We start from the raw sequence: 25,991 nt of genomic DNA, 5'->3' as shown, positions 1-25,991 counted from the left end.
TCAGCCGTCGAACTGCCGGAGCGCGACGAGTCGGTCGGCCGCCGACCCGTCCGCGAGCGCGTCCCGCGCTCGCTCCACGCCGTCGTCTATCGATTGCACGTCGTCGCGGGCGTACAACCTGAGCGCGGCGTTGAACGCAACGGCGTCCGCGAGGTCGCCGTCGCGTTCGCCGGAGAGGACCTCCTCGGTGATGCGCGCCGAGTCTGCCGGAACGTCGGCGACGTCGAGGGCGTCGCCGTCGAAGTCCATCCCGTGGCGGTCCGTTTCTATCTCCGCGCCGTCCCACTCCACGACGGTCGTCCGTCCGGGTCGAACGTCGTCGTAGCCTTCCAATCCCTGAAACATGAGGACGCGTTCCACGTCCTGCGTTCGACTCTCGGCGAACGTGTTCACGATTCGCTCGCCGAACGTCGTGTGGAAGAAGCTTCCGAGGTGGACCGACGCGTCAGCGGGGTTGGCGAGCGTCTCCACGGTGTTGACGAAGGTCCGCACGCCGAGGGCGCGCCTGTCGGCTTCGAGGGCGGCCACGCCGGGATTGAAGCGAGCTTGGTCGTAGAATCCGAAACCAACCTCGTCGGTCATGTCGGCGCTCGTCTCGGGGTCGAGGTCGGTGTCCACGCCGAGTTCGTCGAGGACGTGCCGGTAGGCACATCCCTCGCTCATGGGTACGCGGTCGCCGCTGTGGACGACGACGGGCGTTCCGGCGGCCGCCGCGACCAGTCCCGACGCCACGCCGAGGAGGGCGGTTCTGGCCTTACCGTCGTAGTTCGCGCCGCAATCGACGGGGGAGCAGTCGGGAGCGGCGACCGACACGGAGTCTTCGCGCATCGCGTCCACGAACCCCGCGAGTTCCTCGGGCGTGTTCCGTTTCCAGCGGTTCGCCACCCAAAACCCACCGAGCGCGACGGGGGAGACGTCGCCGGAGAGGATTTCCCCGAAGGCGAGTTTGGCCGCCTCGTAGTCCATGTCGTCGGCCGACTTCGGGCCGGACCCGACGTGCGAGACGAGTTCCCGGAAATCGCGCCCCATCACTCGACCCCCCGTTCGGAGACCGCGGTGTCGGCGAACGACGGAACGCCGACGGACGGCGCGCCGTCCAGATACTCCGCCACGCGGTCGCGGACAGAAACGACGTCGCCGACGACGGTGACGGCGGGAGGTTCGATGCCCACCTCGTCCCGGCGTTCGACGATGGTGTCGAGCGTCCCCGTCACGGTGAACTCGTCCTCGCGGGTCGCCCGCTCGACCATCGCGGCGGGCGTGTCCGCCGGGACGCCAGCGGAACGCAACGCGGCCACGTTGTCCGGCAGTCGGCGGACGCCCATCAGAATCACCAGCGTTCCGCCCGCCCGGACCGTCGCGGCGAGCGCGTCCCAATCGAGGGCGCTTTCGGCCTTCGTCGGGTCCTCGTGCCCCGTGACGACAGTGACGCAAGACGCGTGGTCGCGGTGCGTGACCGGAATCCCGGCAACGCCGGGCGCGGCCACCGCGCTCGTGATGCCGGGCACGATGTCGAAGTCGATTCCGGCGGCCGCGAGGTGTTCCGCTTCCTCGCCGCCGCGGCCGAAGACCGTCGGGTCACCGCCCTTCAGTCGAACGACGTCCTTTCCCTCGCGGGCCAGTCGGACGAGCAGGCGGTTTATCTCCTCCTGCGTCGTCCGTTCGCCGTCCGGACCGGGGCGCTTGCCGACGTACATCCGCTCCGTGGTCTCGGGACACGACTCCACGATTCGGTCGTCCGCCAAGTTGTCGTGGCAAACGACGTCCGCGTCGTCCAGCAGTTTCCGCGCCTTTACCGTCAGCAGTTCCGGGTCGCCCGGACCTGCACCGACCAAATAAACCGTTCCAGTGTGCATGCTCATGTTCGTCCTCCGCTTCGTGCGCTCCGGTACCGCGCTCGGTAGCCGTCTTCGGCGTCGTCTTCCCCGCACTCCTCCATCTTCTGAAACTCCCGCACCTTCGCGATGAACAACGAACACGGCTCCCGGCAGGGGAACTCGCCGTCCCCGCGCGGAACCGCGATTTCGTCGGCGTCCGCCGCGTCCCATTCGCGCCGCGCACTGCACTGTGAATCCACACAGCAGGCTTCGACGGCGTGGTCGAGCGCTTCGCGCCCGATGTCCTCCACGTCGGCGTACACGCCGGTTTGGCGCTCGGCCGTCTCCCGAAAGTGGCTCACGTCGAGTTCGCCGTTCCGCTCGCGGTACCAGTTCGAAATCGTCGCCGGATAGACGAACTCGACGGCCCGCAGGAGTTCGTCGGCGTCGAGGTCCGAACACACCCACCCGGTGGGGAGCGTCGCCGCCGTCGCCAGCGGGCGGTACTCGCCGTCGTCCGAGAACCGCACGGCGTCGCGCGTCTCCTCCGGGTCCGCGTGGGAGTCGAGTTCGTCCGACTCCGCGCTGCGGTCCTCGACGTGCCGGATTTCGTACCGACGGTTACCGTCGGCGGTTCGCGTGGTCGTGATGGTGAGTTGCCCCCACGTTCGGGTCGCGTCGTGGGATTCGTCGCTCTCCCCGTCCGCCAGCCAGCCCAAAAACGCATCGCGGGCCGTCTCGGCCTCGCTACGCTCGGCGTCGTCGGCCTGCTCTGTGGTTTCGACCGGCTCATCCCCGTCGTCGAGCGTCGCTCGCGCTCGCTCGATGACGACGTCCGCGACGAGCGGTTCGGTTCCGACGGCACCCGAGTACCAGACCCGTTTGCCATCGACGTCGGCGGGAACGGGATACCCCGATTCGGCGTCGTCGGTCAGGCCGATGTCCTCCGGAATATCCTCTTGGGTGTGGTAGCCGTCGGCGACGAACAGCGGGACGACGACGAGTTCGTCGCTCTCGAAGTGGTCGGTCAGGTCGTCGATGTACGGCGCTTGGTCCATGAACAGCGCGCGCACCTCGTCGAAGCGCTCGCGGTGGTCGATGGCGTTCGCGTGGTCGCGGGTCGCCTTCGCGCTTCTCGGATTTCGTTCGGTGCCGTGGCCGACGATTGCCAACCCGACGCCCGGGCCCACGGACGGGTCGCCGGTGACGTGTTCGGCACGTTCGACGATGACGTCGGCCATCGATTCGTGGGTCCCGACCGGGTCGGCGTAGCGAACTCGCTTGTCCACGTCGAGGTCCCACTCGTCGGTAAGTCGGAGCTCACGGGGGAGCACCTGTTCCGTGAAATACCCCTCGCTGGTGAAAAGTGGGACGACGACCACGTCGGTCGACTCGACCGTTCGAAGGACGTTCCGAAGCGACGGCGCTTCCTTCCAGAACGCCTCGCGCACCTCGGCGAAGATTCCCCGAGAGCGAAGCTCGTCGGCGTGGTCGTACACCGGTCTGGCGGACCCCGAGTTCCGATGTGAGCCGTGCCCGACGAGGACGAGCGCCGTGTCCGCCGTCATTCTTCCGGTTCGTCGTCCTCCTCGTCCCGACCGTCGGAGAGGTGCTCCCAGATTTCCGTGCATCCCGCACCGTCCGGGACGCCCTTCAAGTGGTCGTCGTCGCGCGGTTCGCTGACCGTCTGTTCGGCCACCGGCTTTTCGCTCACCGTCCGTCACCCCGTGCGGTGAACCGTTCGTCCGTCGTTTCGGCGACCGACCGGTCCGTCAATCGGCGCGTGGCTGAATAGCTGATGTTCATCACAACCCGCTTTGTCGCCTGCCCCCTAAATCGCGTCTCTACCCGTAATTCCGGCCACTGCTCCCACATACCGGTAAGAACCACTGCTATCTCCGACCGCCGTATTCCGGCAATTCGTGCAGGAAATAGGGTGGCCGTGCAGGTATCGAGCGTTCAACCGGTTTCGACGCGTCAAGTGATTCGGCGGGGATTGCGTCCGCCGATGTATTGAGGGTTCGGAGACGCGGAGATAGGGCATGGTAACTGCGGTTCGGACGCTGGACGAGGGTGCGTGGGTCAACGTGAACAATACCCGAATCGTCGGCGTAAGCGATATCTGGCCGCTCGTGGACCACGACGTCTGTGATTGTGATACCGCGTTGTTCCTCGTCGAGGTGTTCACCGACATCGGAGTGGACGGTCCGTGGGTGGAAGCCCGTGCGGCGGGACAGTGCATCGGCTGTGGAGAACGGGGCGCGACCGGGTGGCTTCGAATCGGACGCGCCGACGGAGACGAATTCCGTTCCATCGACTACGAAGGGGGCCAACGACCGTCGAACGCCCGGTTCTCGGACTAGGGAGGGGTCGCTACCATGTTCCCGCGATACTTGCCGCTTTTTCCGACCCCCGGCGGACATTGACGCGGAGATGGGGTGTTTAGGCGTGTGTGCTGTAGCGATTCCCATGCCGACCGACGTAGAGAAATGGAAGGATGATATCTATGGGGAAGAGATCAAGGACCACATGCGTCGATTCGCCGAGGAGGGCTGGGAGGCCATCCCGGAGGACGAACACGACGCGTGGTTCGAGCGGTTCAAATGGTGGGGGCTGTACCACCAGCGCGACGGCCAAGAGAGCTACTTCATGATGCGCATCGGGCCGCCGAGCGGCGTGCTCGAACCCGGACAACTGCGAGTCATCGGCGAAATCGCCCGCGACTTCGCCACCGGTCCGGCCGCGAACCCCGAGTTCGGCAACGGCTACGCCGACGTGACGACGCGGCAGGCGGTCCAACTGCACTGGATAAACATCGAGGACGTGCCGAAGATTTGGGACCGTTTGGACGAGGCGGGCCTCTCCACGAAACAGGCCTGCGGTGACTCGTGGCGGAACATCGTCGGCTGTCCGGTCGCCGGGAAGGACAAACGCGAGTTCGTGGACGCGCTTCCCGTCGTCAAGGACCTCAACGAGAACTTCAAGGGCAACCCGGAGTACGCCAACCTGCCGCGGAAGTGGAAGGTGTCGGTGACGGGGTGCCGCGAGGGCTGCGGACAGGGCGACATCAACGACGTGGGTATCGAACCCGCGGAGAAAAACATCGACGGCGAAACCGTCCGCGGGTTCAACATCCGCCTCGGCGGCGGACTGGCGGGCCGCGAACCGCGCTTCGCCCGCGACATCGACGTGTTCGCCGAACCCGACGAAGTTACGCCGATTCTCGGCGGCCTCTCGGGGCTGTTCCGCGACTACGGCAACCGCGACAACCGTCGCCGCGCCCGCATCAAGTTCCTCGTGGACGAGTGGGGGCCGGAGAAGGTCCGCGAGACGCTGCAGGAGGAGTACGTGGACTTCTACCTCAAGACGGCGGGCGAGGACCTCCGCGAGGAGTACTCGTACAACGCTGGCGTCCCGGACGACCACGGCCACGCGGACCACGTTGGCGTCCACGAGCAACCCAACGGCAACTACTACGTCGGCCTGAACGTCCTCGTCGGCCGCGTCGGCGCGGAAGAGATGATAGAGATTGCCGATGTCGCCGAGAAGTACGGCTCCGGCGAGGCGCGGCTCACCCAGCGCCAGAACATCATCCTGATGGACGTGCCGGAAGAGCGGCTCGACGCCATGCTCGACGAACCCGTCTTGGAGCGCTACAGCCCGGACCCGCACCCGTTCCAGCGCGGCTCCATCGCCTGCACCGGGACGGAGTTCTGTTCGCTCTCCATCGTGGAGACGAAGAACCGCCAAGTGCGCCTCTCGCGCTGGCTCAAGGAGAACGTCGAGCTTCCGGAGGACGTGTCGAACTTCCACATCCACCTCTCGGGATGTACCGCGTCCTGTGCGCAACCCCAAATCGCCGACATCAGCCTCCGCGGCATGAAGACGAGAAAGGACGGCGAAACCGTCGAGGCGCTCGACATCGGCGTCGGCGGCGGCCTCGGAAAGGACCCGAGCTTTGCGACGTGGATACAGGAGCGCATCGCCGTGGACGAGGTTCCCGGCGCGATTCGGAACCTCGTCGAGGGCTTCGCGGCCCGACGCGAGGACGGCCAGACGTTCCGCGAGTTCGTGAACTCGCTCCACGCCGACGAACTCGAAACCCTCGCCAGCCCGGAAGAAACCAGCTACGAGGACCCGTACATGCACAACACGAAGAAGACGTGGTATCCGTACGCCGAGGACGACGACATGGAGTCGAGTCCGGCCCCGAACAGTCCGGTGGACGCGATTTCCGGCGATGACTGAGTGCAGCGAAGGAGTCCCGGAAGCCAGCGAGTCGCAGCGCCGAAGGCGACCGTCTCGCGCTGTTTCCGGGGGCGACTGAGATGGCCGACCGCGTGCTCTCGGTGACGGCCTACACGACCTTCGACCTGCTGAACGCCGTGGCGGAGGGCCACGGCTGGACGGACGAGGCGATGGCCGTACTGAACGTCAAAACGCCGCGAAACGACCCCGACGAGGTGTTGCTCCAACTCGAACTGGACAACACCTCCCTCGACAACCTCCCCGCGCACGCAGAAACCGTGTCGCTGTCGCCCGACGAGGCGCGAACGCTCGCGGGCGAACTGGAGCGATACGCGGAAAAAGTCGAGGACGCGGAGTAGGTCAGAGGTGGCACCGAAAGCCACACGAGGAACACCGAAGCGTGTCGTGCTCCCGAACGATGACGCCGATACCGCACTCCGCGCAGGTTCCCTCGTACGTGGCCGACCCCGACGAGGTACGCAGGACCGTATCCCGGATACGCTCCAGTTCGTCTATCTTCCGGCGTTGTTCGTTCAGCTGACGCTGTAGTCGAGCTATCTGGCGCAACTGCCGCTGACGCTCGTCCCGGCGCGCGCTCCGTCTCCCCCGCATTTCCATGTGCTCACCACCGTTTAAACGGAGGGGGCGGACACGCATTAACCCGTGCTCATACTCAGAAAGGTATTTATTACTTTTTCGCATACCAGTCGCTCGTCACGTCGGACCGATGTCGTCGTTCGACGGGTATCGACACAAAAAGAGTTGGTCGTGGCTTCGACTCAGGGTTCGAGCAGCACTTTCGTCACGCCTTCCTCGCGGTTGTCGAAGCGCTCGTACATCTCGGGCGCTTCTTCGAGGTCCACGCGGTGTGAGACGACGAAACTCGGGTCGGCGCGCCCCTGAATTATCAGGTCGCGGAGTTCTCGGTTGTACTCCTTGACGTTACACTGGCCGGTGCCGACCTTCAGCCCCTTCTCGAAGAACTTCCCGAAGTCGATGCCGAGGCGACCCTGTGCGGCCATCTCGTCCGGCGCTCCGGGGTCCGAGGGCACGTACAGTCCGGGGACGCCGAGTTGACCGGTCGCCCGGACGACCTGAATCAGTTGGTTGAGGACCACGGCCGGGTTCTCCCGCGCCGGGTCGTAGGCGTCGTCGCTCACGTCCGTCTCCGGGTCGATGGCTTGATAGCCGACCGCATCGACGCCCTTGTCCACGCCGCCGCCGTGGATGCTCTTTATCTGCTCCACCGGGTCCGACTCCTCGAAATTGATGGGCGTCGCATCGCAGTGTTTCTCGGCGAGTTCGAGTCGGCTGTCGACCCTATCGACCACGTAAATCTCCGCCGCGCCCTTGATTTTGGCGCTGTAGGCGGCCATCAGTCCGACCGGTCCGGCACCGAAGATGGCGACGGATTCGCCCGGTTGAAGGTTCGCCAGTTCCGTCCCGTGCCATCCCGTCGGGAAGATGTCCGCGAGCAGGATGAACGAATCCTCGTGTTCCCTCCCTTCCGGAAGTTTGAGAGCGTTGAAGTCCGCGAACGGCACGCGGAGTCTCTCGGCCTGTCCGCCCTTGTACGGCCCCATGGCGACGTATCCGTACGCCCCCCCGGCGAAGCCGGGATTCACGTTCAGACAGAAGCCGGTATAGCCGTTTTCACAGTTCTTACACACGCCACAGGCGACGTTGAACGGAAGGACGACGCGGTCACCCTCCTCGAGCGTCGTCACGCCGTCGCCCACCTCGTCCACGATTCCCATGTTCTCGTGCCCGAAGACGATACCGGGGTCGGCGTCGGTTCGCCCCTCGTACATGTGGAGGTCCGACCCGCAGATGGCCGTCGTGGTGATGTCGATGACGACATCGTTCGGGTGCTCTATCTCCGGTTCATCTACCTCTTCTACGTCTACGTCGTGCGGTCCTTGGTACACGACCGCTTCCATTGACATTTCAATCCACCCCAAAGAGGGCACGCTACTCTCACGTATGTCGTTATTCGAATTGATATGGTAGCTTCGGAGTGAACAGAGCCTTCACAGCGCTCCTTTCCTCGGCAAACGTGTCGAACGGTTGAAGGCGTACAGGGAGAGTGGACGATGAGTGAAACGTCTCAGCAATCTTTGTCGGTTGTCCGAAAATACACTATCGCTACTCGCGTTCGTCGGCGACGTTCACGTCCGACTTTTCGGATGGTCGTTCACGTCGTCCGTCTCCGAGTCGCGGCACAGTTCGAGTCGTCGTTCGAGTTCCTCGTGTCCCCAATACCGGACGGTTTCGCTCCGTGCTTCGTACGTCAGAATACCGCAATCTTCCAACATCGGCAGGTGAATGTGGTGGAGGCGAATCAGCGCCGTCTCACGACCGCGGAAATCGTCGTGCTGAACGAGCAAGTCGATGAGTTCGTCCATCGTCGTAAGCGGCGATTCGACGAGATACTGGCAGAGAGCACGCCGCTGTGCATCCGAGAGGATTCGCTCCACGGTTCCCGGCGGTAACGAACTGTCACTCTCCTCCTCCGGGTGTCGTCGACTCGTTTCGAGATGTGTGTCGTTTGGTTGCTCCGAGTCGCTCATCATCACCTACAATCCGTTCCGGGGGCACCAGTCCTTTGCCTCAGTACTGAGGTATCGGGGTCAGTCTATCCGTGGACGCTCCGAAAACAGCAGCGAGAGGAGTTTTCGCTCGGCCGTTTGGAGGTGTTGGTGAAACGTGGGCGAGGAGATATCCAGCGTGTCGGCCAGCTCCGCCCCCGAACTCGCGCGGGGGTAGTCGAAGTATCCCGCGAGATACGCCGCTTGCAGGATTTCGGCCTGTCGTTCGGTGAGCGTCTCGCCCAGTTCGTGGTAGAACTCGGAGGTCGAGTGAAACGGCCGGTCGCGGGACTGCTTCGAGAGCAGACTCGTCTCCTCGTACACCTCCTCGACGGCGTCCAAGAAGGGACGAACGCGGGTGTTCGCCGGGACTTCGACGACGATGCTTCCCTTTCCGTCTTCTATCGAACCACGTTGGACGTAGGCACCGCGTTCGATGAGCGCTTGGGCGGACGTTTCGGTTCCGCAAAGCGCCACCTCCAACAGGGTTTCGTCGCCGGTCTCTTGGATGACACGGACGTGTTCGACCATGGGTGACTCGTCCGCGCGTTCGATGACCTTCTCGGAGGGAGCCCCGCTCAACGTCACGTAAAACAGATACACGTCGTCCCGTCGAGGGACGACGCCATCGAGTTCGAACGAACAGCCGAGTTCCTCGGACGTGACGACGAAAAACGAACCCGTGTTCGTGATCGAGAATTCGAGTTCGAGAACGCTGTCGGAGTAGAGGAGTTTCTTGCTCTCGACGGCGTTGATGGCGTGGCCGATGGTTTCCCCCAACTCGCTGAACACGCTCCGCTCGCGCTCGCTGACCGACGTCAGTTTGGTCGCGTACACGACCAACACGCCGTAGGTGGTTCCGCGGTAACTGATGGGAATACACGCGATGGAACCGTACCCGCGTTCGTTGGCGGCGGATGTGAACGACTGCGGCAACGACGACAAGGACGACACGTCCTCGACGACGTTGAACTGTCCCGTTTGGAGGGCGGTCCCGGCACCCCCGCGTTTCGACTTGGGCCCTAACTCCGTAATCAGGTCCAGATAGTCGTCGTCGATACCGGCGGCCGTCTGAACCACCAACCGCTCCTCGGTCGACGAGAGCGTTGCGATGAGGGCACCGTGATAGACGCTCGAATCCGCGAACCGTTCACAGACGGTCCGTTCGATCTCCTCGCGCGACGGCGCGGCGACGAGGGCTTGATTGATATCCCGAACGATGGCGTTGATGCGGTTCAGCGTCGTCAACTCGTCGCGCTGTCGGGCGATGTCGCGCTCGCGTTCGGCCCGTGTCAGGGCCGTCTCGGTGTTGGTGGCCAGCACCCGCATCAGGTCGAAGTCGATGCGGTCGAAATCGCGGGGGGTCGTGGACGCGGTGATGAAGATTCCGTGTTCGCCGAGCGGAACGATGATACCGCTTCGAACCGGCGTGTCCCGGTCCGCCACGCTGGGCGTCGCATCGAAGTCGGAGATGGCCCTCGGTTCGTTCGTTTCGAACACGTCCCACGCGAGGTCATCGTCGGACGTGTACGTCGGAACGTCACCGTCGAACAGGTTCTCGACCCGTTCGGTCATCACGACCGGTTCGAGCACGTCGTCGTCCTCCGAAAGGAGGTAGATGCCCGTCGCGGGCAGGTCGAGCACGTCGGCCGCGGTTTCCACCGCACGTTGACAGATGGTTTCGGGGCACGACGTTTCGAGCATCTCGTGCGTCGTCGCGTGTAACCTGTTCAGGGCCTCCTCGCGCCGCTTCCTGTCGCTGATGTCGTGGAAGATGCCTTGAACCACTCGTCGCCCGTTCAGCTCGGTCGAGTTCGAGTTGATGGACACGGGGATGCGATTCCCGTTCGAATCGACCACCGAAAGGCCGTGGCTGTCCGGAACGGACGCGTCGCTTTCGCGCGGTCGATCGAACAGCCGTTCGTATCGGTCGCGGTCGTCCTCGGGGTGGAGTTCGGACTGGTGCATCCCCTCGATCTCCTCTATCGGCCGGTCGAGGAGTTCGGACGCCGCCCGGTTCGCTTCCAGAATCGTCCCCGTTTCCGCGTCGGCGAGAAAGATAGCATCGGGCGCGGTATCGACCAGCGTTCGATACTTTTCGGTGACGGTTTCCAGTTCCCGTTGCCGTCGTTTCCGTTCGGAGATGTCTCGAATCGTGGCGGTGAACAGTCGCCGGTCGTGATACCGGTGTTCCCGGAGCGAAAAGGAAACCGGAAACTCCTCCCCGTCTCGACGGATTGCGGTTCGTTCGAGACCGCTGTGTTCGACCGTCGAGTCCGCGTTCTCGACCTGCCGTCGAAACTCGTCGAGATAGGTCTCTTGATGTCGCTCCGGGAAGAGACTCCGTATCGACTCGTCGAGCAACTCGTCTTGGTCGTAACCGAAGAGTCGTCCCGCCACCTCGTTCGCGAATACGATGGTTCCGTTCTCGGAAATCGTCACCACCGCATCGAGCGCATCCCGGACGATGTGCTTGAAAAAGGCGGTCTCCGCTTCGGTTTCCGTCTCGGCGAGCGAGGACCGCGTGGAGAGATTTTCGTTCGAAAGCGGTTCGGTCATGGTTGGGAGAATCACGCAGTCGATGAGTAAGAGGCTTTTGCCCGACGTCCGAACGATGGGCAGGGGATGGAGTATTTAAACCGCTTGTATATACGGGTAGAACACACTGGGACGTCGGTTGCCGTTACCTTCCATGAACACGTTCGTCGAAGTCGCGGGTCCGGTTGCTGAGTTCGTCCTCGAAGCCGACGGGCACACGCTCGGTGCGACGGAAACGGGTTCGACGCTCCGTTCGGTCGAATGGGGAGCGATGCCGCGAGCCGTCTTCGGATACTCGAACGGCCGTTATCTATGATTCGGCTTCGACACCTCTCCGCTCGTACCGGTAACTCCGCTTTACGACGTCGTAGAGCAGCTCCTTGTCCACGATGTCCGTGTTCGTGGAGAGCCAGACGTGAGGGTCACCGGTGAGGTCGTAATCGACGATTCCGACGAACCCGAGTCGCGGGAGGTGCATTCGAACCATCCGTTCGCGCAGTCGGGTCCGGTCGTCTACGTCCGAAATCGTGGCGACCGAGCGCACGAGTCTCGGGAGCGCAATCGTAGTCTCGTCGTGGTGAAAGAGGACGTAGATGATGTGTCGGGGTTCCGCGTCCGCGAGCACCGAAAAGAGACGGGCGAGGGACTCCGCGGTATCGACGACGAGCGGAGAGCGATGGGAGTCGCTCCGACGGTCGTTGGGTGGTGACACCGACGAAACATCCGGCAGGGGCTCGTCGTCCTCCATCGACGTATGCTATCCACCAGTATCGTCATTCCATCTCTGGTTTCGCTTTCACCCATTTTTAGACGGGGCGGCTCTCCGTTCTGCGACCGCTCGCCGACTGGTGTCCTCGAAACGAACCGCAGCCGGAAGTGATTGCATCGTTAGATAATAATTATACGTTCAGTCTACGACGTTCCCCGTGATGAACGGTCACAATCTTCACGATTACGACAGTGAACGAGAGAGGTTCGAGTGGGACGACATTTTCGCGGAAGCCGATTGGGATGCACCCGAGCGACTGAACATCGCCCACGAGGTTTGTGACCGACACGCGGATGACCGTGGGAAAGTCGCGCTGTACTACGCGGGCAAGAACGGCGAGCGGGAAACGCTCACCTTCTGGGAACTGGCCGAGGAGTCCAACCGCTTTGCGAACGTTCTCTCCGACTGCATCGACTCCGGCGACCGGGTGTTCTCCTACCTGCCGCGAATCCCGGAGCACTACGTCGCGCTCATCGGGACGCTCAAAGCGGGCGGCGTCTGGGGCGGCGTCAACGAGCGCTTCGGCCCGGACGGCATCGCCTACCGACTGGACGACTGCGACGCGAAAGCGGTCATCACCACGGCGTCGAACCGGGACACCATCGAGAAGGCGCTCGAAGACGCCCCTTCGGTCGAACACGTCATCGTCATCAGCGACGACGGGACGGGGATTCGACGCAGCGACGTCAGCTATCGCGCCGCGATGGAGGATGCGGAAAAAGAGTACGAGACGGCCGAGACGGGCGGCGAGGACAACGCGCTGCTGTACTACACGAGCGGAACGACGGGACTGGCGAAAGGCGTCCTCCACAAACACCGCTGGGTCGCCGGTGTCGCCGCGACCCAACGCTTCGCCGTGGACCTGCAACCCGGCGACTGTTACTGGTCCACCGGCGACTTGGGATGGCTGACCGGCCCCATCAACACGCTCGGCGCGTGGTTCTGGGGTGCGACGCTGTTCACCTACGAGGGCGAGTTCGACCCCGAGACGTGGGCGGGCCTGTTGGACGAGTACCCCATCTCGGTGCTGTTCAGCGTCCCGACCGCCTACCGGATGCTTCGGGAAAACGAGTCGGTACTGGACGACGCCGACCTCGACCTCCGCCACGCGCTCTCCATCGGCGAACCGCTATCCGCGGGCGTGGTCGAGTGGGGCGAGGAGACCCTCGGCGTCACCATCCACGACACCTACGGTCAGACCGAGACGGGCAACATGATAATCAACAACTACCCGACGATGGAGGTTCGGCCGGGAAGCATGGGCAAACCGCTCCCCGGCATCGAGGCCGCCGTCGTGGACCCCGAAAGCGGCGAACCCCTCGACCCCGGCGAAACCGGCGAAATCGCTCAGCGCGGGGATTATCCGTGCTTCTTCGCCGAGTACTGGAACAAGCCCGAGAAGACGGCGGACTGTTTCGTGAACAATTGGTATCTCTCCGGCGACCTCGGCCACCTCGACGAGGACGGCTACGTCTGGTTCGAGGGCCGCGCCGACGACGTGATAATCTCCTCGGGCTACCGCATCGGTCCCTTCGAGGTCGAGAGTTCGCTCGGCGAACACCCCGCAGTCGCGGAGGCCGCCGTGGTGCCCAAGTCCCACCGCGAGCGGGGCAACATCGTGAAGGCATACGTCGTCCCGAGCGCGAGCGCGGAGCCGTCGCCCGACCTCGCGGAGGACATTCAGACCCACGTCAAGGAGGAACTGTCCGCCCACGAGTACCCCCGCGAGGTCGAGTTCGTGGACGAACTCCCGAAAACCGTGACCGGGAAGATTCGCCGGACGGAACTGCGCGACGAGGACTAATCCTTCGGAACGAACCGGGCGACGGTCAACCCGTCGGTCCCCATACCGGCGGCGTAGACCGCACCGTCCACGACGGCGGGGCCATTGTCGAACCGCGCGTTCGAGTTCGGGAATCGCCACGCGGTTTCTCCGGTTTTCGGGTCGAGCGCGCCGAGCGTCACCGAGTAGGACCCGCTGAGCGACCCGACGGGGAGGTAGAGGTACTCGGAACTCGCGGCGATGCCGCTGGCGTAGCCCGACACGTACTCCTCCGATGACCAACACGCGGTCCCGGACGCCGCGGTAAACGCGTCCATCGTCGGCCCGTACTGGCCCCCGAACCCCACGTAGACGTGGCCGCCGTCCACCGCGAGATGGCCGACGGTCCCGACCTCCTTTCGCCACCGCTTCTCGCCCATCTCGGCGTCGAGCACGTACAGGTTCCCGTCGTCCGAAGCGGCGTACACCCCACCGTCGGCAACCGCGGGGTCACAGTTGATGCGTCCGTCGGTTTTGTATCGCCATCGTCGCTCACCCGTCTCGGCGTCCAGCGCGTAGACGGAGGTGTCGTCGCTCCCGACGTAGACCGTTCCATTGGCGATTGCGGGACGGCACTTCGTCTCCAGTCCGGTCGAAAAGCGCCACCGTCGCTCGCCCGTCTCGGCGTCGAACGCGGACAGGAAAATGTCCCCGGAGACGAACACCGTCCGCTCGGTCGCCTGCACGCCGCCGCTGAGCAGGTGCGCCCCGACGTCGGAGTCGGTCCGCCAGCGCTGCTCGCCGCTCATCGCGTCGAGCGCCGTGACGGAGCCGTCGTCCGCGACGAACACGCGACCTCCGGCGACCGCCGCCGCCGAACTCACCGAGACGTTCGCTTGCCACCGGTGTTCCCCCGTCTTCGCGTCCACCGCGTGAACTTCCCTATCGAGGTTCGTGGTGTACACCGTCTCGTGCGCGACGACCGGAGGGGACACACCCGTGTGTCCGCCCATCGTGTACGTCCAGTCGATGCGAAGCGGCGGCGCGGGAACGTCGTCGCTCGGCACCGAACCGGTGTTTTTCGGCCCGCCGCGCTTGCTCGTCCAGTCGGACGTGCCGGGCGTCACGCTCGGGTCGATGGCACACTCTTCCGGCGGCGGGGACTGCTCCGTTTTCTTCGAGTCGGCCAGCAGGTCGGAACAGCCCGCACCGAGCGCGAGGCCGCCCGCCGCGAGGAAGGCGCGGCGCTTCATTCGTCACCCCGCGTCGCCCGCCGGATGGCACCGTACTGCGTCGCCACGAACACCGCACCGTCGGTGACCGCCGGACCCTCGACGACGGCGTTCGCGTCGCTCAAATCGGAGAAGAAGTCGTCATCCTCCCGGTTCCCGACGTTCCCCCACAGCCGTTTTCCCGACGATGCGTCGAGCGCGCCCGCGCCGACGTAGACCGTTCCGTTCGCGACGACCGGCGCGCTCTCCATCGGCACGCGGCTCTCGTCGCGGTACGAATCCTTCGAGAGGTTCACGAACCGCCACCGTTCGGTTCCGTCGTCCGCGGAGAGGGCGTAGACGTTCTTCGAGGAGACGTAAACGGTCCCGTCGCGGACGGCGGGCGCGCTGACCGTCTCGTATCCCGAGTTGAACCGCCACCGCTTCGACCCGTCAGCCGCATCGACGGCGTGGAGGATGGACTGACCGACGTAGACCGTCCCGTCCGCGACGACCGGTGCCCGCGGCAGGTCGTGGCTCCCGTATCGCGGTCGGTACTCGTAGCGCCAGCGCTCGTCGCCGCCCGAGCGGGACAGCGCGAGGAGGTTCCCGGCGCGGGTCTCGGTGGTGTCATCGAACCCGATACCCGTGGTGACGTACACGGTGTCCTCGGTGACGGCGGGTTTGGCGCGTATCCGCCACCGCTTGTGCGAGAAGAACGATTTGAGGGGCCGCTGTCCGTACCGCCAGCGAAGGGTTCCGTCCGTCCGTCGGAACGCGTGGACGGACCCCTCTCGGTCGCCGACGTAAACGTGGGCTCCGGCGACGGCGGGGGTTCCGACGGGCGCGCCCGTCGTGGTTCGCCAGCGGACGTCGCCCGAAGCCGCGTCGAAAGCGGTCAGCGCCCGGTCGTTCGACCCGACGAACGCGAGGCCGTCCGCGACGGCGGGCGTTCCCGACCCCCCGTCGGGTAGTCTCACCGACCACTCTGGTTCCCCGGTAGTGGCGTCGAGGGCGACGAGCGCGCCATCCCCGTCCGGCCTGCGGCCGGGGAGACCGGTCGCCACGAACACGGTGCCGTCCGCGACGACCGGACTGCTCACGCGACCGTGTTGGACGGTTTCTTTCTCGATTACCGACTCGGACCGCGCGATGACCCAGAGTTTCCACTCGGCGAGCTTCGGGTCACTTCGGGGTGTGTTTCGCGCGCGAGAGTAGCCGACGTTCGTCGGCGTCCCGTGGGCGACCGGCCACTCGTCGTCGGACCGTTCGAGCGACGAGTTCGTCGGCGACGAATCGCCGGAACACCCGGCGAGCGCGCCGACCGCACCGACGCCGAGGGCGGCGACGAACCGCCGCCGACTAGGACGCTGGAGGGTCATGTCGATTGTGCCGATTGTTACGCCCCCTACATGAGCTTTCTGTGACGGGGGTGCTCGCCGCCAGTAGCTTGATACTCTCGTCAGTCGATACTTCTTCTCCTCCAACCATGTCCCAGAACAGACGCCCGATGTACATCGGAACCGAACCCGAAAGCGCGACGTGCGACCGCCACGGCGAGATGGAACAGCAAGCGCCGGTCGTCACCTTCGACGGTCACGTGCACGCGCTCACGAAACCCGTCTCCGTCCGCAACTGCCCGGAGTGTTGCCTCGAAATCGCGCGCGAAAGCGGGGGTCCGACGGGCTCCGAACAGGACGCGTTCGAGGCGTGTTGGCGACAGCTGGTGGACGCGGAGTGGCGCAACGGACTCCAGCGATTGTTCGTGGACCTCGGCCGCGGCGCGGTCGAGGAGGAGACGATCTACCTCCACGAGAAACTTGACGACGACGAGATTCCCGACTACTTGCGCGAATCGGCCGACTGGACGATACAGACGGCGGGAAGTTCGAACGCGGAGTGATGACGTCGGCCACGGCGAGGTCGTTTTTCCGCCCAATACACTGAAGCAGAGCGCGATTGACTCGGAATCCCGTGGTCGGAGTTCGGCCGGTGCGGAACCGGCGACGACGACACCGGAGATTCACCATGACCAATCTGTGGACCAACTCTCTCGGACTCGCCGAACTGCTTCCCCTGCCCGAAGCGCGAGTCTTACAATCGACGTTTCTCCTCGTCATCCTCGTCTTCGTCGTGTGGGTGCTGTGGAAAATAGCGCCGCGGCTGAAGCGACAGGTCGACCCCCGCGTCGTCGATGTCGTCCTCCTCGTCGTGAGCGGCCTCGTCGCGCTCTTCATCGGCCAGAGCGCCCTGTCGCTCTGGGCCAGCGCCGCGCCGAACGCGCCGACCGTCGACGTGTTCTCGCAGCTCACGTCCGCCGGGCTTCGAATCGTCATCACCGTCGGCGTCGTCGCGGCGGCCTACATCGGGTCGGGAATGCTCGTTCGTGCCGTGGACCGATTCACGACCGAAACCGGGGGCCTCACCAGCCATCAGAGCGAGGTGTTCTCCCGACTCACCGAAGTCGCGGTGTACCTCCTCGCCGGACTGTTGCTGTTGAGCGTCTGGCAGGTGGACGTCCGAGCGTTCCTCATCGGTGCAGGGTTCCTCGGCATCATCATCGGGTTGGCCGCGAACGAGACGCTGAGCGCGCTCATCGCGGGATTCACGCTCATGTTCTCGCGGCCGTTCGAAATCGGGGACTGGATTCAGGTGCCGCTCGAAAACGGGGGAGAAACCGACGGCATCGTCACCGACATCACGCTGTTCTCGACCCGAATCGAGACGTTCTCCGGGAAGTACGTCGTTCTCCCCAACGACCTCGTGACTTCGAACACGCTCGTCAACTTCGGGCGGAAGGGACGGCTCAGGATCGAAGTGGAGGTCGGCATCGACTACGACGCCGACCCGAAACGAGGGGTCGACGTGGCGAAGAGGGCGATGAAAGAGGTGGACGAGGTGTTGAACGTCCCGCGACCGAACGCCGTGCTGACCGGGTTCGGGGAGTCCGCCGTCATCCTCGAACTTCGGTTTTGGATAGACCGCCCCAGTAGCCGCCGTCGATGGCGCGCGACGACAGCCGTCATCGCGGCGGTGAAGCACGCTTTCGACCGGGAGGGAATCAAGATACCCGTCCCACAGCGGGAGGTCGCCGGACGCGACGAAACCGGCGGGTTCCGGGTCGTCAGTGACTTCCCGGACCAGCGTGACCGCCCCGACCAGTACGAGGGACACGACCGGCGCAATCGAGGCGACCCGCGGGACCGACCCGACTGACTCGCCGCGAACCCGCTCTCGAACGACCCGCCGCGGACCGACCCATCGCGGACCGACCGAAACGCATCCCCCGCAACCGACCTCAACCGAGTCTGTCCAGACAGTTTCCGCAGTAATCCGCGTACTCGGGGTTCACGGCGTCGCATTGCCGACAGCGGACCTGTCCGCCGTGTGTCGAACTGGTCAATCGAGAACGCCCGCCGCCGCCGAACCCGAACATCGCGGCTGCAATCGGCGACTCGGGAATCGGGCCGTACTCGCCGTTCATGGTTCGGTTCACGAGGTCGTCGTTACGAAGCGCCATCAACCCCCGCCACAGGCCGAGAAACAGGAGCGTGGGCGCGACGACCAGCACGCCCGCGACGAACACCCGAAAGACTATTTCGAGAGCCATGTAGTGCGTTGGCACTCGACGACCTTAGCTCTGTAATCCGACGGCGAACGGGGGACACGACCGCCGATGGACACGACGGCCGTTCGACCAGTCCGTCGCTGGCTATACTTGAGTGGGTGACGTATCGATTCGCCACTACCCGCATGACCGATGGCCGTTCGCGTTCGTCCCGCTGGTTGTACGTCGCCGCCGCGGTCGGAACCGCCGGCACCGCCGGAACGTACCAGTTCTCGTGGCCCGCCATCCGCGGCGCGCTGGGCGCGCAGGCGACGGCATCCGGGACGGCGCTGGGAACGATATTCTCGGTGATGGTGGTCGCACAGACGCTCACGGCGTTTCCCGCGGGATGGACCCGCGACCGGTACGGCCCGCGGATTCCGTTCTTCGCGGCCGCGGTGTTGCTGTTCTCCGGCTTCGTCGGGGCCGCCTTCGACCCGACGCTTCCGGCGCTCTTCCTCTGGTTCGCGCTCGGCGGCGCGGGTGTGGGAATCGCGTACGACGTCGCCATCAACACTCCCTCGCGGTGGTTCGTCTCGCGCCGCGGAATGGCGACCGGCGCGGTGAGCATGGCGTTCAGCGGGACGAGTTTCCTGCTCATCCCGGTCGTCAAGCGGAGCGTCGAGACCGACTTCTCCGCGACGTTGCTCGCGTTGGGCGTGGCATCCGGCGTGACGGCGGTGACCGCCGCGCTCGTCGTTCACGACCCGGACGAGCGGGATTCGACGGACGATGGGTCCGACGAGTCGGCGGGCGATTCGTCGCCGGACGGGTCATCACCGTCGGGACCCGACGTCACGTGGCGGACGATGGTTCGAACGCGTCGGTTCTGGGTCCTGTACGTCGTGTTCGCCGTCGTCAACGGCGTCGGGCTGTTGCTCGTCGAGAAGGTCGTGGTGTACGCGGCGCACTTCGGCCTCTCGGCGGCCGCGGCGACGACCGCCGCAGCACTCGTCGCGCTCGGGCAGGCGTCCGGCGTCATCGTCGTCGGCACCGCGTCGGACCGGTTGGGCCGCGTGCGCACTCTCACCGGGTCGCTGGTCTGTTGCGGTATCGCCCTCGCCGCGATGGTCGCGGCGGGTGGGGTGGGAGCACAGTGGGCTTTCGTCGCGCTCGCCGGGGTCACGATGTTCTTCAGGAGTCCGTCGTTCTCCATCCTCCCCGGACTCGTCGGCGAGTACTACGGCGAGGAGTACTCCTCGGAGAACTACGCGGTGATGCTCACGGCGAAGCTGTGGGGCGGTATCTACGGCGGGGTGGGGACGAGCCTCCTCGTCCTCCGATTCGGGTGGTCGCCGACGTTCCTGTTGGGGGCGGGGCTGGCGTTCGTCGCCGGGGTCGGTGGATTTCTGACGCTTCGCGGCGACTGACGAAGCGCCTCACGTGGTCGCGTCGGTCCGCCGCTCGACGACGGTTCCGCCCGCGCCGACCGCGACCGACCGGGACGGTGTGACCGCGATGCCGTGAAGCGTCCCGTTGGCGGGCGTGAGGGTTCGGTCCCACTCGCCGTCCGCTCGTTCGTAGACGACGCCCGTCTCCCCGCACGCGGCGACCGCCCCGTCCGCCGCCGAAACGGCCCGAATTCCCTCGTCGCCGAGTCTGGTCGGCGTCCACGTTCCGTCGTCACCGCGGTAACAAATCCCGTCGTCGGTCGTCACGTACCGGCGACCGCCGCCGGTCGCCGTCACGTCGGTCAGGGTCCCGTCCACGCCGTCGATGCCGATTCGACCGAACGTCTCGCCGCCGTCGTCCGTCTCGAACACGCCGTCGTTCGTGTCACAGAGGACGCCGACGGACGCACCGACCATCGTCGCCGCGCACAGGCTGGAGCCGCTCCCCGGCTTGACCGGAGTGTCCCACGCGAGGTCGCCGTCTCGATACCGCCCGCGGAGGACCTGTCCGGAGCCGTTCGCGAGCAGTACCGTTTCGTCGTCCGTCGTTCCGCCGACCGCGACGGCCGTCCAGTTGTCGGTCACGTCCGCCGGAGCGGAGTGGTCGGTGTGTCGGCCCTCCGCGACGTCGAACCGCCCGAGTGCGCCGCCGTCCCCGGCGACCCAGACGGCCCGCCCGTCGGTCGTCGCATCGACGCCGCGAAGGTCGGCCGCGTTCGCTCCCGGCCCGTCTTCGAGGGCGATTCGCCAGTCGTTCCTGTCGCCTTCGTCGCCCTCGCTTCGGAGGACGACGCCGTTCTCGCCGACGGTGTAGGCGGCACCCTCGGCGACGACGGTATCGAACAGGGTCCCGTCCGTCGGCGTTTCCGCGACCGTCCACGAGCGAGTTGGGGCGTCGCCGTCCGACTCGGATTTAGCGTCATCGACCGTTTCCGATTCGGCGTTACTGCCCCTGATTGCGTCGTTTCTGTCGGGGGGCGAAGTCCCTGAATCGCCGCGGGGGTCGGCCTCGGTAACGCCCGTTTTCGTGGCGTTCGACCCCCTTTCTCCCGGATTCGCGCCGCGAAGGTAGAGGACGACCGGCGGGAGGACGTAGATGCCGAGCGCGACGACGGCGAACGCCCGATTGACGAACGTCAGCGTCCCGAACGCGGTCAGTCCCGCCGTCGCGACCGCGTGAATCCACGTCTTCGTGTAGCGCCGAAAGAAGGGAACGAAGCGACGCTCCGAGCGTGTCGAATCGACCATCGCTCGGGTATCGTACCCCACGGTGTTGAGGCTTTTCGCCGAGCGGTCGGGTCACTTCACGTCGTGCATCAACCGGAGGAGTTCCGCGCGGTAGGCGTCGCCGTCGCGGTCGAAAACCACTCGGAGTAGTTCGTCCGTCGGCCTGATTCCCGCCGTGAACAGCAGCGTCTCGCCCGGTTTCAGTACTTCGAGGTACAGTATCGTCTTCACGCGTCCGTCCGGCGTGACCGACGGAAGACGGTACGCGGGCGAGTTCGGGCGCTCGATGTACTCGCTCGCATCGTAGTCGGCCTCGTACTCGGCGACGGCCTGTTCCGCCGTCGTCTCGCGTTCGGAAGGGGGACGCTCGCGGATGTCCGAGAATCCGAGGCGTCGAAGGTTCCGTTCGAAGCGCTCCTTTGCGATGCCCGTCACCAGCGACGGTTGCGCGAGAATCGAGAGCGGGGAGTCGAACGTGACGCGGGTCGCCATGAACGCGCCGACGATTCCCTCGAAGTTCCCGCGGACGTATCTATCGAGACCCGACGCCAGCCGTGCATCCTTGTAAATGAGCGTGCTCGTGTAGGCGTCGCCGAACGACCGTCCCCCGGCCCGAATCACGGTCCTGTCGGTTCGTTTCTCTTCGAGGGTCCACCGCCGAATCGCGGGCGACGTGACGACCGGTTCCCGGTACGGCCCGCGACGTTGTGCGCCACCGACGACGCCATTCATTTCGGTTCCCACGACCGCGCCGATACCACCCACCGCCGCACCCATTCGGGCGAGAAATCGCCTTCGCTGCATGAGGTGGTAGTATCGGGCGGCGACCGGATAATCGCCACGGCCCAGCGACGCGTCTCGTCCCGCGCTCGGCGACACCCCGGAATACGTCACACGCGCTCCGCTCGCCACCGCGTCCGCCGGTCGCGGCGGCTACCAGTCCTCGTTGCCGACCGGGTCCCGCGTCTCACAGTAGGGACAGCGGTTGCGGTACCGTTCCAAGTTCCGACCGCAGTACCGACAGTTGTATCCGCCCTCCGGGGGGTGAACCTCGGTTTCCGACGACGAAGACGACGTTCCCGGAAGCACTCCCGCGCGGAACGCGAGGACGCCGCCGATGACGACGATGGCCCCGACGAGCGCGACGAGCACCAGACCGTTGTCCGTTCCGGGAACGTAGGGCACGTCTTGAAGTTTCTTTCCGCCGAAAATACCGCGTCCGGCAGAAAGGAACATCAACAGCAACAGGATACGCAGGAGTCGCCATCGTCCGAAACCCCTATTTCGCACGTTCCCACCCTCGTTTCATACCTGAACTCGGGGACGAGCGAAGATAAGCACTCGGGAAACCGAAACGAACGCGGGAAAGTAGGGACGAGTGGGAGGAAGCCGGAGCGAGCGCGAGCCGCCGTGTGGGATGATACCGAACGACAATTATATCTCCTTAACCGCCACTGGAGAGATGAATGGCATTAAAGAATATTATCATTATAAATCATAATGTTTATGCCCGATACTGTTGTCGGAGTGGATGCGGTGAAACAAATGTCAGTACACGCAGCACGCTCCTCGGCACGCACCGGAACCACTCGCAAAACGTCACCGACGACAGATCGACTGACAATACGACCTATATGACAGACCGAACTCGCTACGACCGCACGGAAGAAGAAGCCCCGCTCGTCCCGTTCATCGGGACGACGGGACGCGACCGACCGACGACGGACCGACCGACCATCGACCGCCAGACGACCGACCGCCGGACGACGGACGACCGGTGGACCGACGAGCGGCGAACTGACGACGGACCGACCGCCGCCCGAACGCCCTCCGACCGCCCGCGAACGGAGTTCCCGTCCGAACTCGAACGGGAACTCAGGACCCTCCGAACGCAACTCGACCGAATCGAAGCTACCCTACAGGATAACCAATGATATCCGATACCGACACGACCACGAGAGACATCGAGAACCGCGCTGGAAAGGAGTTCCGCGAGATGCTGAACTCCCAGAACTACGTCTTCGCACCCGGCCTCTACCACGCCCTCGACGCGCGACTGGCGGAGATGGCCGGACTGGACGCCGCGTACATGAGCGGCTACTCCACGGTGCTCGGCCAGTTCGGTTTCCCGGACCTGGAGATGGTGACGATGACCGAGATGGTCGAGAACGCAAAGCGCATCGTGGAATCCTGCAACCTCCCCGTCGTCGCGGACTGTGATACGGGGTACGGCGGCATCCACAACGTCCGCCGCGCCGTCCGCGAGTACGAGAAGGCGGGCGTGGCCGCGGTCCACATCGAGGACCAGACGTCGCCGAAGCGGTGTGGCCACATCGCCGGAAAGCAGATCGTCTCCCGGGAGAAGGCCCGCTCGCGCTTCAAGGCCGCGGTGGACGCGAAGCAGTCCGACGATACCGTCATCATCGCCCGAACCGACGCCTACGGCTCCGCCAACGGCGACTGGGAGGAACACCTCGAACGCGGCCGCATCTACGCCGACGCGGGCGTCGATATCGTCTGGCCCGAGATGCCGGACCCGAGTCGGGAGGACGCGGTGGAGTACGCCGAAACCATCCACGAGACGCACCCCGACCTGAAGCTCGCGTTCAACTACTCCTCGTCGTTCGCGTGGTCGGAGGAGGAAGACCCGCTCACCTTCGAGGAACTGGGCAACCTCGGCTACAAGTACATCTTCATCACGCTGTTCGCGCTCCACTCCGGCGCACACAGCGTTTACGAGGACTTCGAACGCCTCGCCGAAGACGACGAACGCGCGCAGTTCGACCTCGAAGGCCGCTACCTCGACCACCCGACCGAATCGCACCACGAGCTCTCGTTCGTGAGCCGGTATCAGGACATCGAGACGCAGTTCGACCCCGAGGCCCGCGAGCGCATCGAGGAGTCGGAAGGGTTCTCCGAGGACGAGTCGAACCCCATTACTTCTAACTCGGAGGAGGACGAAGAGATGGTCGCCTCCGAGCAAGGAGACGACTGATATGAGCACGCAACGACGACACGACCGCGAGTTCGTGCGGACGTTCTTCACCTCGCCGACGGCGGTGGAGGGCGAGGACGACTCCGCCAAGATGATCCGGAGCGCGGCCCAGCTCCGCGGCATGCAAGCACCGGACGTGTGGGTGCCCGACAACGAGGACGCGACGGCCCCGTCGATGCGCGACGAGGGTGCCGACAACATCGTCGAAGTGGTGTCCGAACACGGGGCCGACTTCCCCGGCGAAATCCACCCCCGCATCGTCTGGCATCGGGACAGCCCCGGGACACGGTATCGGTGCTTTCAGCACCTGCTTCAAATCGCGGACCCCGAAAAAGGAGCCATCGAACACATCGACGGGTTCGTGATTCCCGAGGTCGGCGGCATCGACGACTGGAAGAAGGCGGACGAGTTCATCACCATCGTCGAGAACGAGTACGGTCTCGAAGAGGGCAGCCTCGCAATGTCGGTCATCGTCGAGAGTGCGGCGGCGGAACTGGCGATGGGCGACCTCCGCGAGGAGATGGGCAAGCCCGACAACAACCTCGAACGCCTGTTCTTGCTCGTGGACGGCGAGGTGGACTACACCAAGGACATGCGCGCGATGACGCCCACCGGCGGTCTGCCCCCGTGGGCGGAACTGCGCCACAACACGTCCCGCGGCGCGAGCGCCGCCGGTCTCATCGCCGTCGATGGGCCGTACGACGACATCCGGGACGTGGAGGGGTACAACGAGCGGATGGAGGACAACCGGGCCAAGGGGATGATAGGCATCTGGTCGCTCACCCCCGGGCAAGTCGTCGAGGCGAACAAGGCTCCGCTCCCGCCGGAGACCGGCCGCTGGCTGCTCGACACGGGCGACGGCACGACGGAACTCGAATCGGAAGACGGCACCCAGTTCTACGACGGCGAGAGGATCGGACTGGACGAAACCGAGACGGGCTACAGCCTCCGGGTCGGCGGCGACGAGCGCGACCTCGGCGAAGACGAGTTGCGCGAGGAACTGCTCGACATGACCGAGTACGTCCCGAGCATGGACGACATCGTGGATTCGATGGAGGAGTTCGAAGCGGCCAAGGAAGCGGGGACGGGCGCGATTTCGATGACGCAGTCGGCGACGATAGTCATCGACGGCATCGAAATCGACATCAGCAAGGACAGGATGTGGGACGAAGCGACCTATCAGGCCGCGATGACGCCCGTCTCCCTGTTCCAAGACGTGTACGAGAACCGCCCGGACCAGCGCGAGGCGCTGGCGGAACTGTACGGCGAGAACGTGGTCGAACGCGCGATGAACGTCGGATGACGGAGCGGAAGTAGACGACCAGACGGGAGACGGAGCGACTCGAATCACACCTCTTCGCGGACGAACGGACGGCATCGCAGACGATGCCACAATAGTAATTATTAATAGTGAAGAAAACGACGAGGCAATCGGAACCCATGTACAGAATACAGTGTGAATCCTGCGGACAGATCGGTTTCCACCCATCACGCATCGGCGCGGAATCGCGGGCTGAGTCGCACGTCGACGAAACCGACCACGGCTGTTCCATCGAACCGATGTAGGTCGCGTGAACCCGTAGGTACCGAAACGAGACGAAAGCGCTCTTTTTCTCACGCGTTACGACTGAACGGACGACGGACAGCGCGGTGCGAAAGCCGCGACGAGACACGGATGACCAACGGGAGACGGTCCGTTTCCGCCTCCGGGAACGGTACCGAACCGCGGTATCTGTCCGACACCATAAGTAATATAATTTTGAATTACACCTCTCTTTCATAGTAAATTTATTGATTTAAAATCATCCCCCTTGTATATTCCCGGGTAAAACCGCGCC

At 64.7% G+C, this 25,991-nt stretch carries 26 protein-coding genes and 1 pseudogene; 11 read left to right on the top strand and 16 right to left on the bottom strand.

Going from position 1 to position 25,991, the window contains the following annotated elements; all coding sequences use genetic code 11:
- The 5 genes and pseudogenes from B208_RS0115190 to B208_RS24430 all read right to left on the bottom strand — a co-directional run bounded on the left by B208_RS0115190 (window position 1) and on the right by B208_RS24430 (window position 3,531).
- Window positions 1-1,029, bottom strand: a complete 1,029-nt coding sequence (locus B208_RS0115190) for an anthranilate phosphoribosyltransferase (RefSeq protein ID WP_007981963.1) — start codon at window positions 1,027-1,029, stop codon at window positions 1-3.
- Window positions 1,029-1,862 carry a uroporphyrinogen-III C-methyltransferase gene (gene cobA / locus B208_RS0115185; protein WP_007981965.1) on the bottom strand — a complete coding sequence of 278 codons (834 nt, stop codon included), beginning with the start codon at window positions 1,860-1,862 and terminating at the stop codon, window positions 1,029-1,031. Before cobA ends, B208_RS0115190 begins: the two co-directional genes overlap by 1 nt.
- Window positions 1,859-2,536, bottom strand: coding sequence for a DR2241 family protein (locus B208_RS24750; protein ID WP_232423839.1), 678 nt, complete (start codon window positions 2,534-2,536; stop codon window positions 1,859-1,861). The genes cobA and B208_RS24750 overlap by 4 nt, the downstream gene beginning before the upstream one ends.
- Window positions 2,537-2,584: 48 nt before the next feature.
- Window positions 2,585-3,385: pseudogene (locus B208_RS24745) on the bottom strand (CbiX/SirB N-terminal domain-containing protein); the annotation flags it as partial.
- Complete coding sequence (locus B208_RS24430; protein ID WP_007981969.1) at window positions 3,382-3,531, bottom strand: hypothetical protein; 150 nt, start codon at window positions 3,529-3,531, stop codon at window positions 3,382-3,384. The gene B208_RS24430 and the pseudogene B208_RS24745, both read right to left, overlap by 4 nt.
- Before the next feature lie 328 nt (window positions 3,532-3,859).
- Between B208_RS24430 and B208_RS0115165 the strand changes: the two genes are divergently transcribed.
- The 3 genes from B208_RS0115165 to B208_RS0115155 all read left to right on the top strand — a co-directional run bounded on the left by B208_RS0115165 (window position 3,860) and on the right by B208_RS0115155 (window position 6,424).
- On the top strand, window positions 3,860-4,180 hold the full coding sequence (locus B208_RS0115165; protein ID WP_007981973.1) for a hypothetical protein: 321 nt from the start codon (window positions 3,860-3,862) through the stop codon (window positions 4,178-4,180).
- A gap of 106 nt (window positions 4,181-4,286) precedes the next feature.
- Window positions 4,287-6,065 (top strand): nitrite/sulfite reductase, encoded by a 1,779-nt coding sequence (locus B208_RS0115160; RefSeq protein ID WP_007981975.1) that lies wholly within the window; start codon window positions 4,287-4,289, stop codon window positions 6,063-6,065.
- 80 nt (window positions 6,066-6,145) lie between these two features.
- Window positions 6,146-6,424: a DUF6360 family protein gene (locus B208_RS0115155; protein WP_007981977.1), complete on the top strand. Its 279-nt coding sequence runs from the start codon at window positions 6,146-6,148 to the stop codon at window positions 6,422-6,424.
- A gap of 1 nt (window position 6,425) precedes the next feature.
- Here the strand turns inward: B208_RS0115155 and B208_RS24425 are convergent, their stop codons facing one another.
- From B208_RS24425 to B208_RS0115135, 4 genes are all read right to left on the bottom strand, one after another.
- Window positions 6,426-6,683 carry a hypothetical protein gene (locus B208_RS24425; protein ID WP_026177874.1) on the bottom strand — a complete coding sequence of 86 codons (258 nt, stop codon included), beginning with the start codon at window positions 6,681-6,683 and terminating at the stop codon, window positions 6,426-6,428.
- Window positions 6,684-6,844: 161 nt separating this feature from the next.
- Complete coding sequence (locus tag B208_RS0115145; RefSeq protein WP_026177873.1) at window positions 6,845-8,005, bottom strand: glutathione-independent formaldehyde dehydrogenase; 1,161 nt, start codon at window positions 8,003-8,005, stop codon at window positions 6,845-6,847.
- Between the two features lie 228 nt (window positions 8,006-8,233).
- Window positions 8,234-8,638, bottom strand: coding sequence for a DUF7344 domain-containing protein (locus B208_RS0115140; RefSeq protein WP_007981984.1), 405 nt, complete (start codon window positions 8,636-8,638; stop codon window positions 8,234-8,236).
- A gap of 57 nt (window positions 8,639-8,695) precedes the next feature.
- The gene (locus B208_RS0115135) at window positions 8,696-11,212 is read right to left on the bottom strand and encodes a PAS domain S-box protein (protein WP_007981986.1); all 2,517 of its coding nucleotides are present in this window, start codon (window positions 11,210-11,212) and stop codon (window positions 8,696-8,698) included.
- 133 nt (window positions 11,213-11,345) lie between these two features.
- On the opposite strand from B208_RS0115135, the gene B208_RS24420 reads away from it, so the two are divergent.
- A complete protein-coding gene (locus tag B208_RS24420; RefSeq protein WP_007981988.1) occupies window positions 11,346-11,507 on the top strand; it encodes a hypothetical protein in 162 nt (53 codons plus the stop codon).
- On the opposite strand, the gene B208_RS0115125 is transcribed toward B208_RS24420, so the two are convergent.
- Window positions 11,502-11,939, bottom strand: coding sequence for a hypothetical protein (locus B208_RS0115125; protein ID WP_007981990.1), 438 nt, complete (start codon window positions 11,937-11,939; stop codon window positions 11,502-11,504). The genes B208_RS24420 and B208_RS0115125 overlap by 6 nt on opposite strands.
- A gap of 181 nt (window positions 11,940-12,120) precedes the next feature.
- On the opposite strand from B208_RS0115125, the gene B208_RS0115120 reads away from it, so the two are divergent.
- Window positions 12,121-13,764, top strand: coding sequence for an acyl-CoA synthetase (locus tag B208_RS0115120; RefSeq protein ID WP_007981992.1), 1,644 nt, complete (start codon window positions 12,121-12,123; stop codon window positions 13,762-13,764).
- On the opposite strand, the gene B208_RS0115115 is transcribed toward B208_RS0115120, so the two are convergent.
- Window positions 13,761-14,975 carry an outer membrane protein assembly factor BamB family protein gene (locus tag B208_RS0115115; RefSeq protein ID WP_007981994.1) on the bottom strand — a complete coding sequence of 405 codons (1,215 nt, stop codon included), beginning with the start codon at window positions 14,973-14,975 and terminating at the stop codon, window positions 13,761-13,763. The two genes, B208_RS0115120 and B208_RS0115115, sit on opposite strands and share 4 nt — an antisense overlap.
- On the bottom strand, window positions 14,972-16,315 hold the full coding sequence (locus tag B208_RS0115110) for an outer membrane protein assembly factor BamB family protein (protein WP_007981995.1): 1,344 nt from the start codon (window positions 16,313-16,315) through the stop codon (window positions 14,972-14,974). The genes B208_RS0115115 and B208_RS0115110 overlap by 4 nt, the downstream gene beginning before the upstream one ends.
- A gap of 107 nt (window positions 16,316-16,422) precedes the next feature.
- On the opposite strand from B208_RS0115110, the gene B208_RS0115105 reads away from it, so the two are divergent.
- Window positions 16,423-16,836 (top strand): hypothetical protein, encoded by a 414-nt coding sequence (locus tag B208_RS0115105; RefSeq protein WP_007981997.1) that lies wholly within the window; start codon window positions 16,423-16,425, stop codon window positions 16,834-16,836.
- 125 nt (window positions 16,837-16,961) lie between these two features.
- The gene (locus B208_RS0115100) at window positions 16,962-18,149 is read left to right on the top strand and encodes a mechanosensitive ion channel family protein (RefSeq protein WP_007982000.1); all 1,188 of its coding nucleotides are present in this window, start codon (window positions 16,962-16,964) and stop codon (window positions 18,147-18,149) included.
- A gap of 82 nt (window positions 18,150-18,231) precedes the next feature.
- Here B208_RS0115100 and B208_RS0115095 read toward each other — a convergent pair whose 3' ends face one another.
- Entirely contained in the window at window positions 18,232-18,543 is a 312-nt protein-coding gene (locus B208_RS0115095; protein ID WP_007982002.1) for a hypothetical protein, read from the bottom strand.
- Between the two features lie 143 nt (window positions 18,544-18,686).
- On the opposite strand from B208_RS0115095, the gene B208_RS0115090 reads away from it, so the two are divergent.
- Entirely contained in the window at window positions 18,687-19,910 is a 1,224-nt protein-coding gene (locus tag B208_RS0115090) for an MFS transporter (protein ID WP_007982004.1), read from the top strand.
- A 9-nt stretch (window positions 19,911-19,919) separates the two neighbouring features.
- Here B208_RS0115090 and B208_RS0115085 read toward each other — a convergent pair whose 3' ends face one another.
- The 3 genes from B208_RS0115085 to B208_RS0115075 are packed head-to-tail and all read right to left on the bottom strand — an operon-like array spanning window position 19,920 to window position 22,448.
- A complete protein-coding gene (locus tag B208_RS0115085) occupies window positions 19,920-21,179 on the bottom strand; it encodes a WD40/YVTN/BNR-like repeat-containing protein (RefSeq protein ID WP_007982006.1) in 1,260 nt (419 codons plus the stop codon).
- A 51-nt stretch (window positions 21,180-21,230) separates the two neighbouring features.
- Window positions 21,231-22,052, bottom strand: coding sequence for a hypothetical protein (locus tag B208_RS0115080; protein WP_007982008.1), 822 nt, complete (start codon window positions 22,050-22,052; stop codon window positions 21,231-21,233).
- A gap of 39 nt (window positions 22,053-22,091) precedes the next feature.
- Window positions 22,092-22,448: a hypothetical protein gene (locus tag B208_RS0115075; protein ID WP_232423814.1), complete on the bottom strand. Its 357-nt coding sequence runs from the start codon at window positions 22,446-22,448 to the stop codon at window positions 22,092-22,094.
- 344 nt (window positions 22,449-22,792) lie between these two features.
- Here B208_RS0115075 and B208_RS0115070 point away from each other — a divergent pair, with 344 nt between their 5' ends.
- The 3 genes from B208_RS0115070 to aceB are packed head-to-tail and all read left to right on the top strand — an operon-like array spanning window position 22,793 to window position 25,456.
- Window positions 22,793-23,092 (top strand): hypothetical protein, encoded by a 300-nt coding sequence (locus tag B208_RS0115070; protein WP_007982010.1) that lies wholly within the window; start codon window positions 22,793-22,795, stop codon window positions 23,090-23,092.
- Window positions 23,089-24,153: an isocitrate lyase gene (gene aceA / locus B208_RS0115065; RefSeq protein ID WP_007982011.1), complete on the top strand. Its 1,065-nt coding sequence runs from the start codon at window positions 23,089-23,091 to the stop codon at window positions 24,151-24,153. The genes B208_RS0115070 and aceA overlap by 4 nt, the downstream gene beginning before the upstream one ends.
- A gap of 1 nt (window position 24,154) precedes the next feature.
- Window positions 24,155-25,456: a malate synthase AceB gene (gene aceB, locus B208_RS0115060; RefSeq protein ID WP_007982012.1), complete on the top strand. Its 1,302-nt coding sequence runs from the start codon at window positions 24,155-24,157 to the stop codon at window positions 25,454-25,456.
- Window positions 25,457-25,991: the final 535 nt, after the last annotated feature.

The sequence above is a fragment of the Haladaptatus paucihalophilus DX253 genome (assembly GCF_000376445.1).
Lineage (GTDB): Archaea > Halobacteriota > Halobacteria > Halobacteriales > Haladaptataceae > Haladaptatus > Haladaptatus paucihalophilus.
This window is presented reverse-complemented; position numbering and strand designations above follow the sequence as displayed.

Coding starts and splice junctions, on each gene's coding strand:
- B208_RS0115135 (WP_007981986.1), bottom strand. CDS start 11,212: ATGACCGAACCGCTTTCGAACGAAAATCTCTCCACGCGGTCCTCGCTC.
- B208_RS0115155 (WP_007981977.1), top strand. CDS start 6,146: ATGGCCGACCGCGTGCTCTCGGTGACGGCCTACACGACCTTCGACCTG.
- B208_RS24425 (WP_026177874.1), bottom strand. CDS start 6,683: ATGGAAATGCGGGGGAGACGGAGCGCGCGCCGGGACGAGCGTCAGCGG.
- B208_RS0115095 (WP_007982002.1), bottom strand. CDS start 18,543: ATGGCTCTCGAAATAGTCTTTCGGGTGTTCGTCGCGGGCGTGCTGGTC.
- B208_RS0115125 (WP_007981990.1), bottom strand. CDS start 11,939: ATGGAGGACGACGAGCCCCTGCCGGATGTTTCGTCGGTGTCACCACCC.
- cobA (WP_007981965.1), bottom strand. CDS start 1,862: ATGAGCATGCACACTGGAACGGTTTATTTGGTCGGTGCAGGTCCGGGC.
- B208_RS0115190 (WP_007981963.1), bottom strand. CDS start 1,029: ATGGGGCGCGATTTCCGGGAACTCGTCTCGCACGTCGGGTCCGGCCCG.
- B208_RS0115070 (WP_007982010.1), top strand. CDS start 22,793: ATGACAGACCGAACTCGCTACGACCGCACGGAAGAAGAAGCCCCGCTC.
- B208_RS0115115 (WP_007981994.1), bottom strand. CDS start 14,975: ATGAAGCGCCGCGCCTTCCTCGCGGCGGGCGGCCTCGCGCTCGGTGCG.
- B208_RS0115100 (WP_007982000.1), top strand. CDS start 16,962: ATGACCAATCTGTGGACCAACTCTCTCGGACTCGCCGAACTGCTTCCC.
- B208_RS0115160 (WP_007981975.1), top strand. CDS start 4,287: ATGCCGACCGACGTAGAGAAATGGAAGGATGATATCTATGGGGAAGAG.
- B208_RS0115120 (WP_007981992.1), top strand. CDS start 12,121: ATGAACGGTCACAATCTTCACGATTACGACAGTGAACGAGAGAGGTTC.
- aceB (WP_007982012.1), top strand. CDS start 24,155: ATGAGCACGCAACGACGACACGACCGCGAGTTCGTGCGGACGTTCTTC.
- B208_RS0115105 (WP_007981997.1), top strand. CDS start 16,423: ATGTCCCAGAACAGACGCCCGATGTACATCGGAACCGAACCCGAAAGC.
- B208_RS24420 (WP_007981988.1), top strand. CDS start 11,346: ATGAACACGTTCGTCGAAGTCGCGGGTCCGGTTGCTGAGTTCGTCCTC.
- B208_RS0115085 (WP_007982006.1), bottom strand. CDS start 21,179: ATGGTCGATTCGACACGCTCGGAGCGTCGCTTCGTTCCCTTCTTTCGG.
- aceA (WP_007982011.1), top strand. CDS start 23,089: ATGATATCCGATACCGACACGACCACGAGAGACATCGAGAACCGCGCT.
- B208_RS0115110 (WP_007981995.1), bottom strand. CDS start 16,315: ATGACCCTCCAGCGTCCTAGTCGGCGGCGGTTCGTCGCCGCCCTCGGC.
- B208_RS0115140 (WP_007981984.1), bottom strand. CDS start 8,638: ATGATGAGCGACTCGGAGCAACCAAACGACACACATCTCGAAACGAGT.
- B208_RS0115165 (WP_007981973.1), top strand. CDS start 3,860: ATGGTAACTGCGGTTCGGACGCTGGACGAGGGTGCGTGGGTCAACGTG.
- B208_RS0115145 (WP_026177873.1), bottom strand. CDS start 8,005: ATGGAAGCGGTCGTGTACCAAGGACCGCACGACGTAGACGTAGAAGAG.
- B208_RS0115090 (WP_007982004.1), top strand. CDS start 18,687: ATGACCGATGGCCGTTCGCGTTCGTCCCGCTGGTTGTACGTCGCCGCC.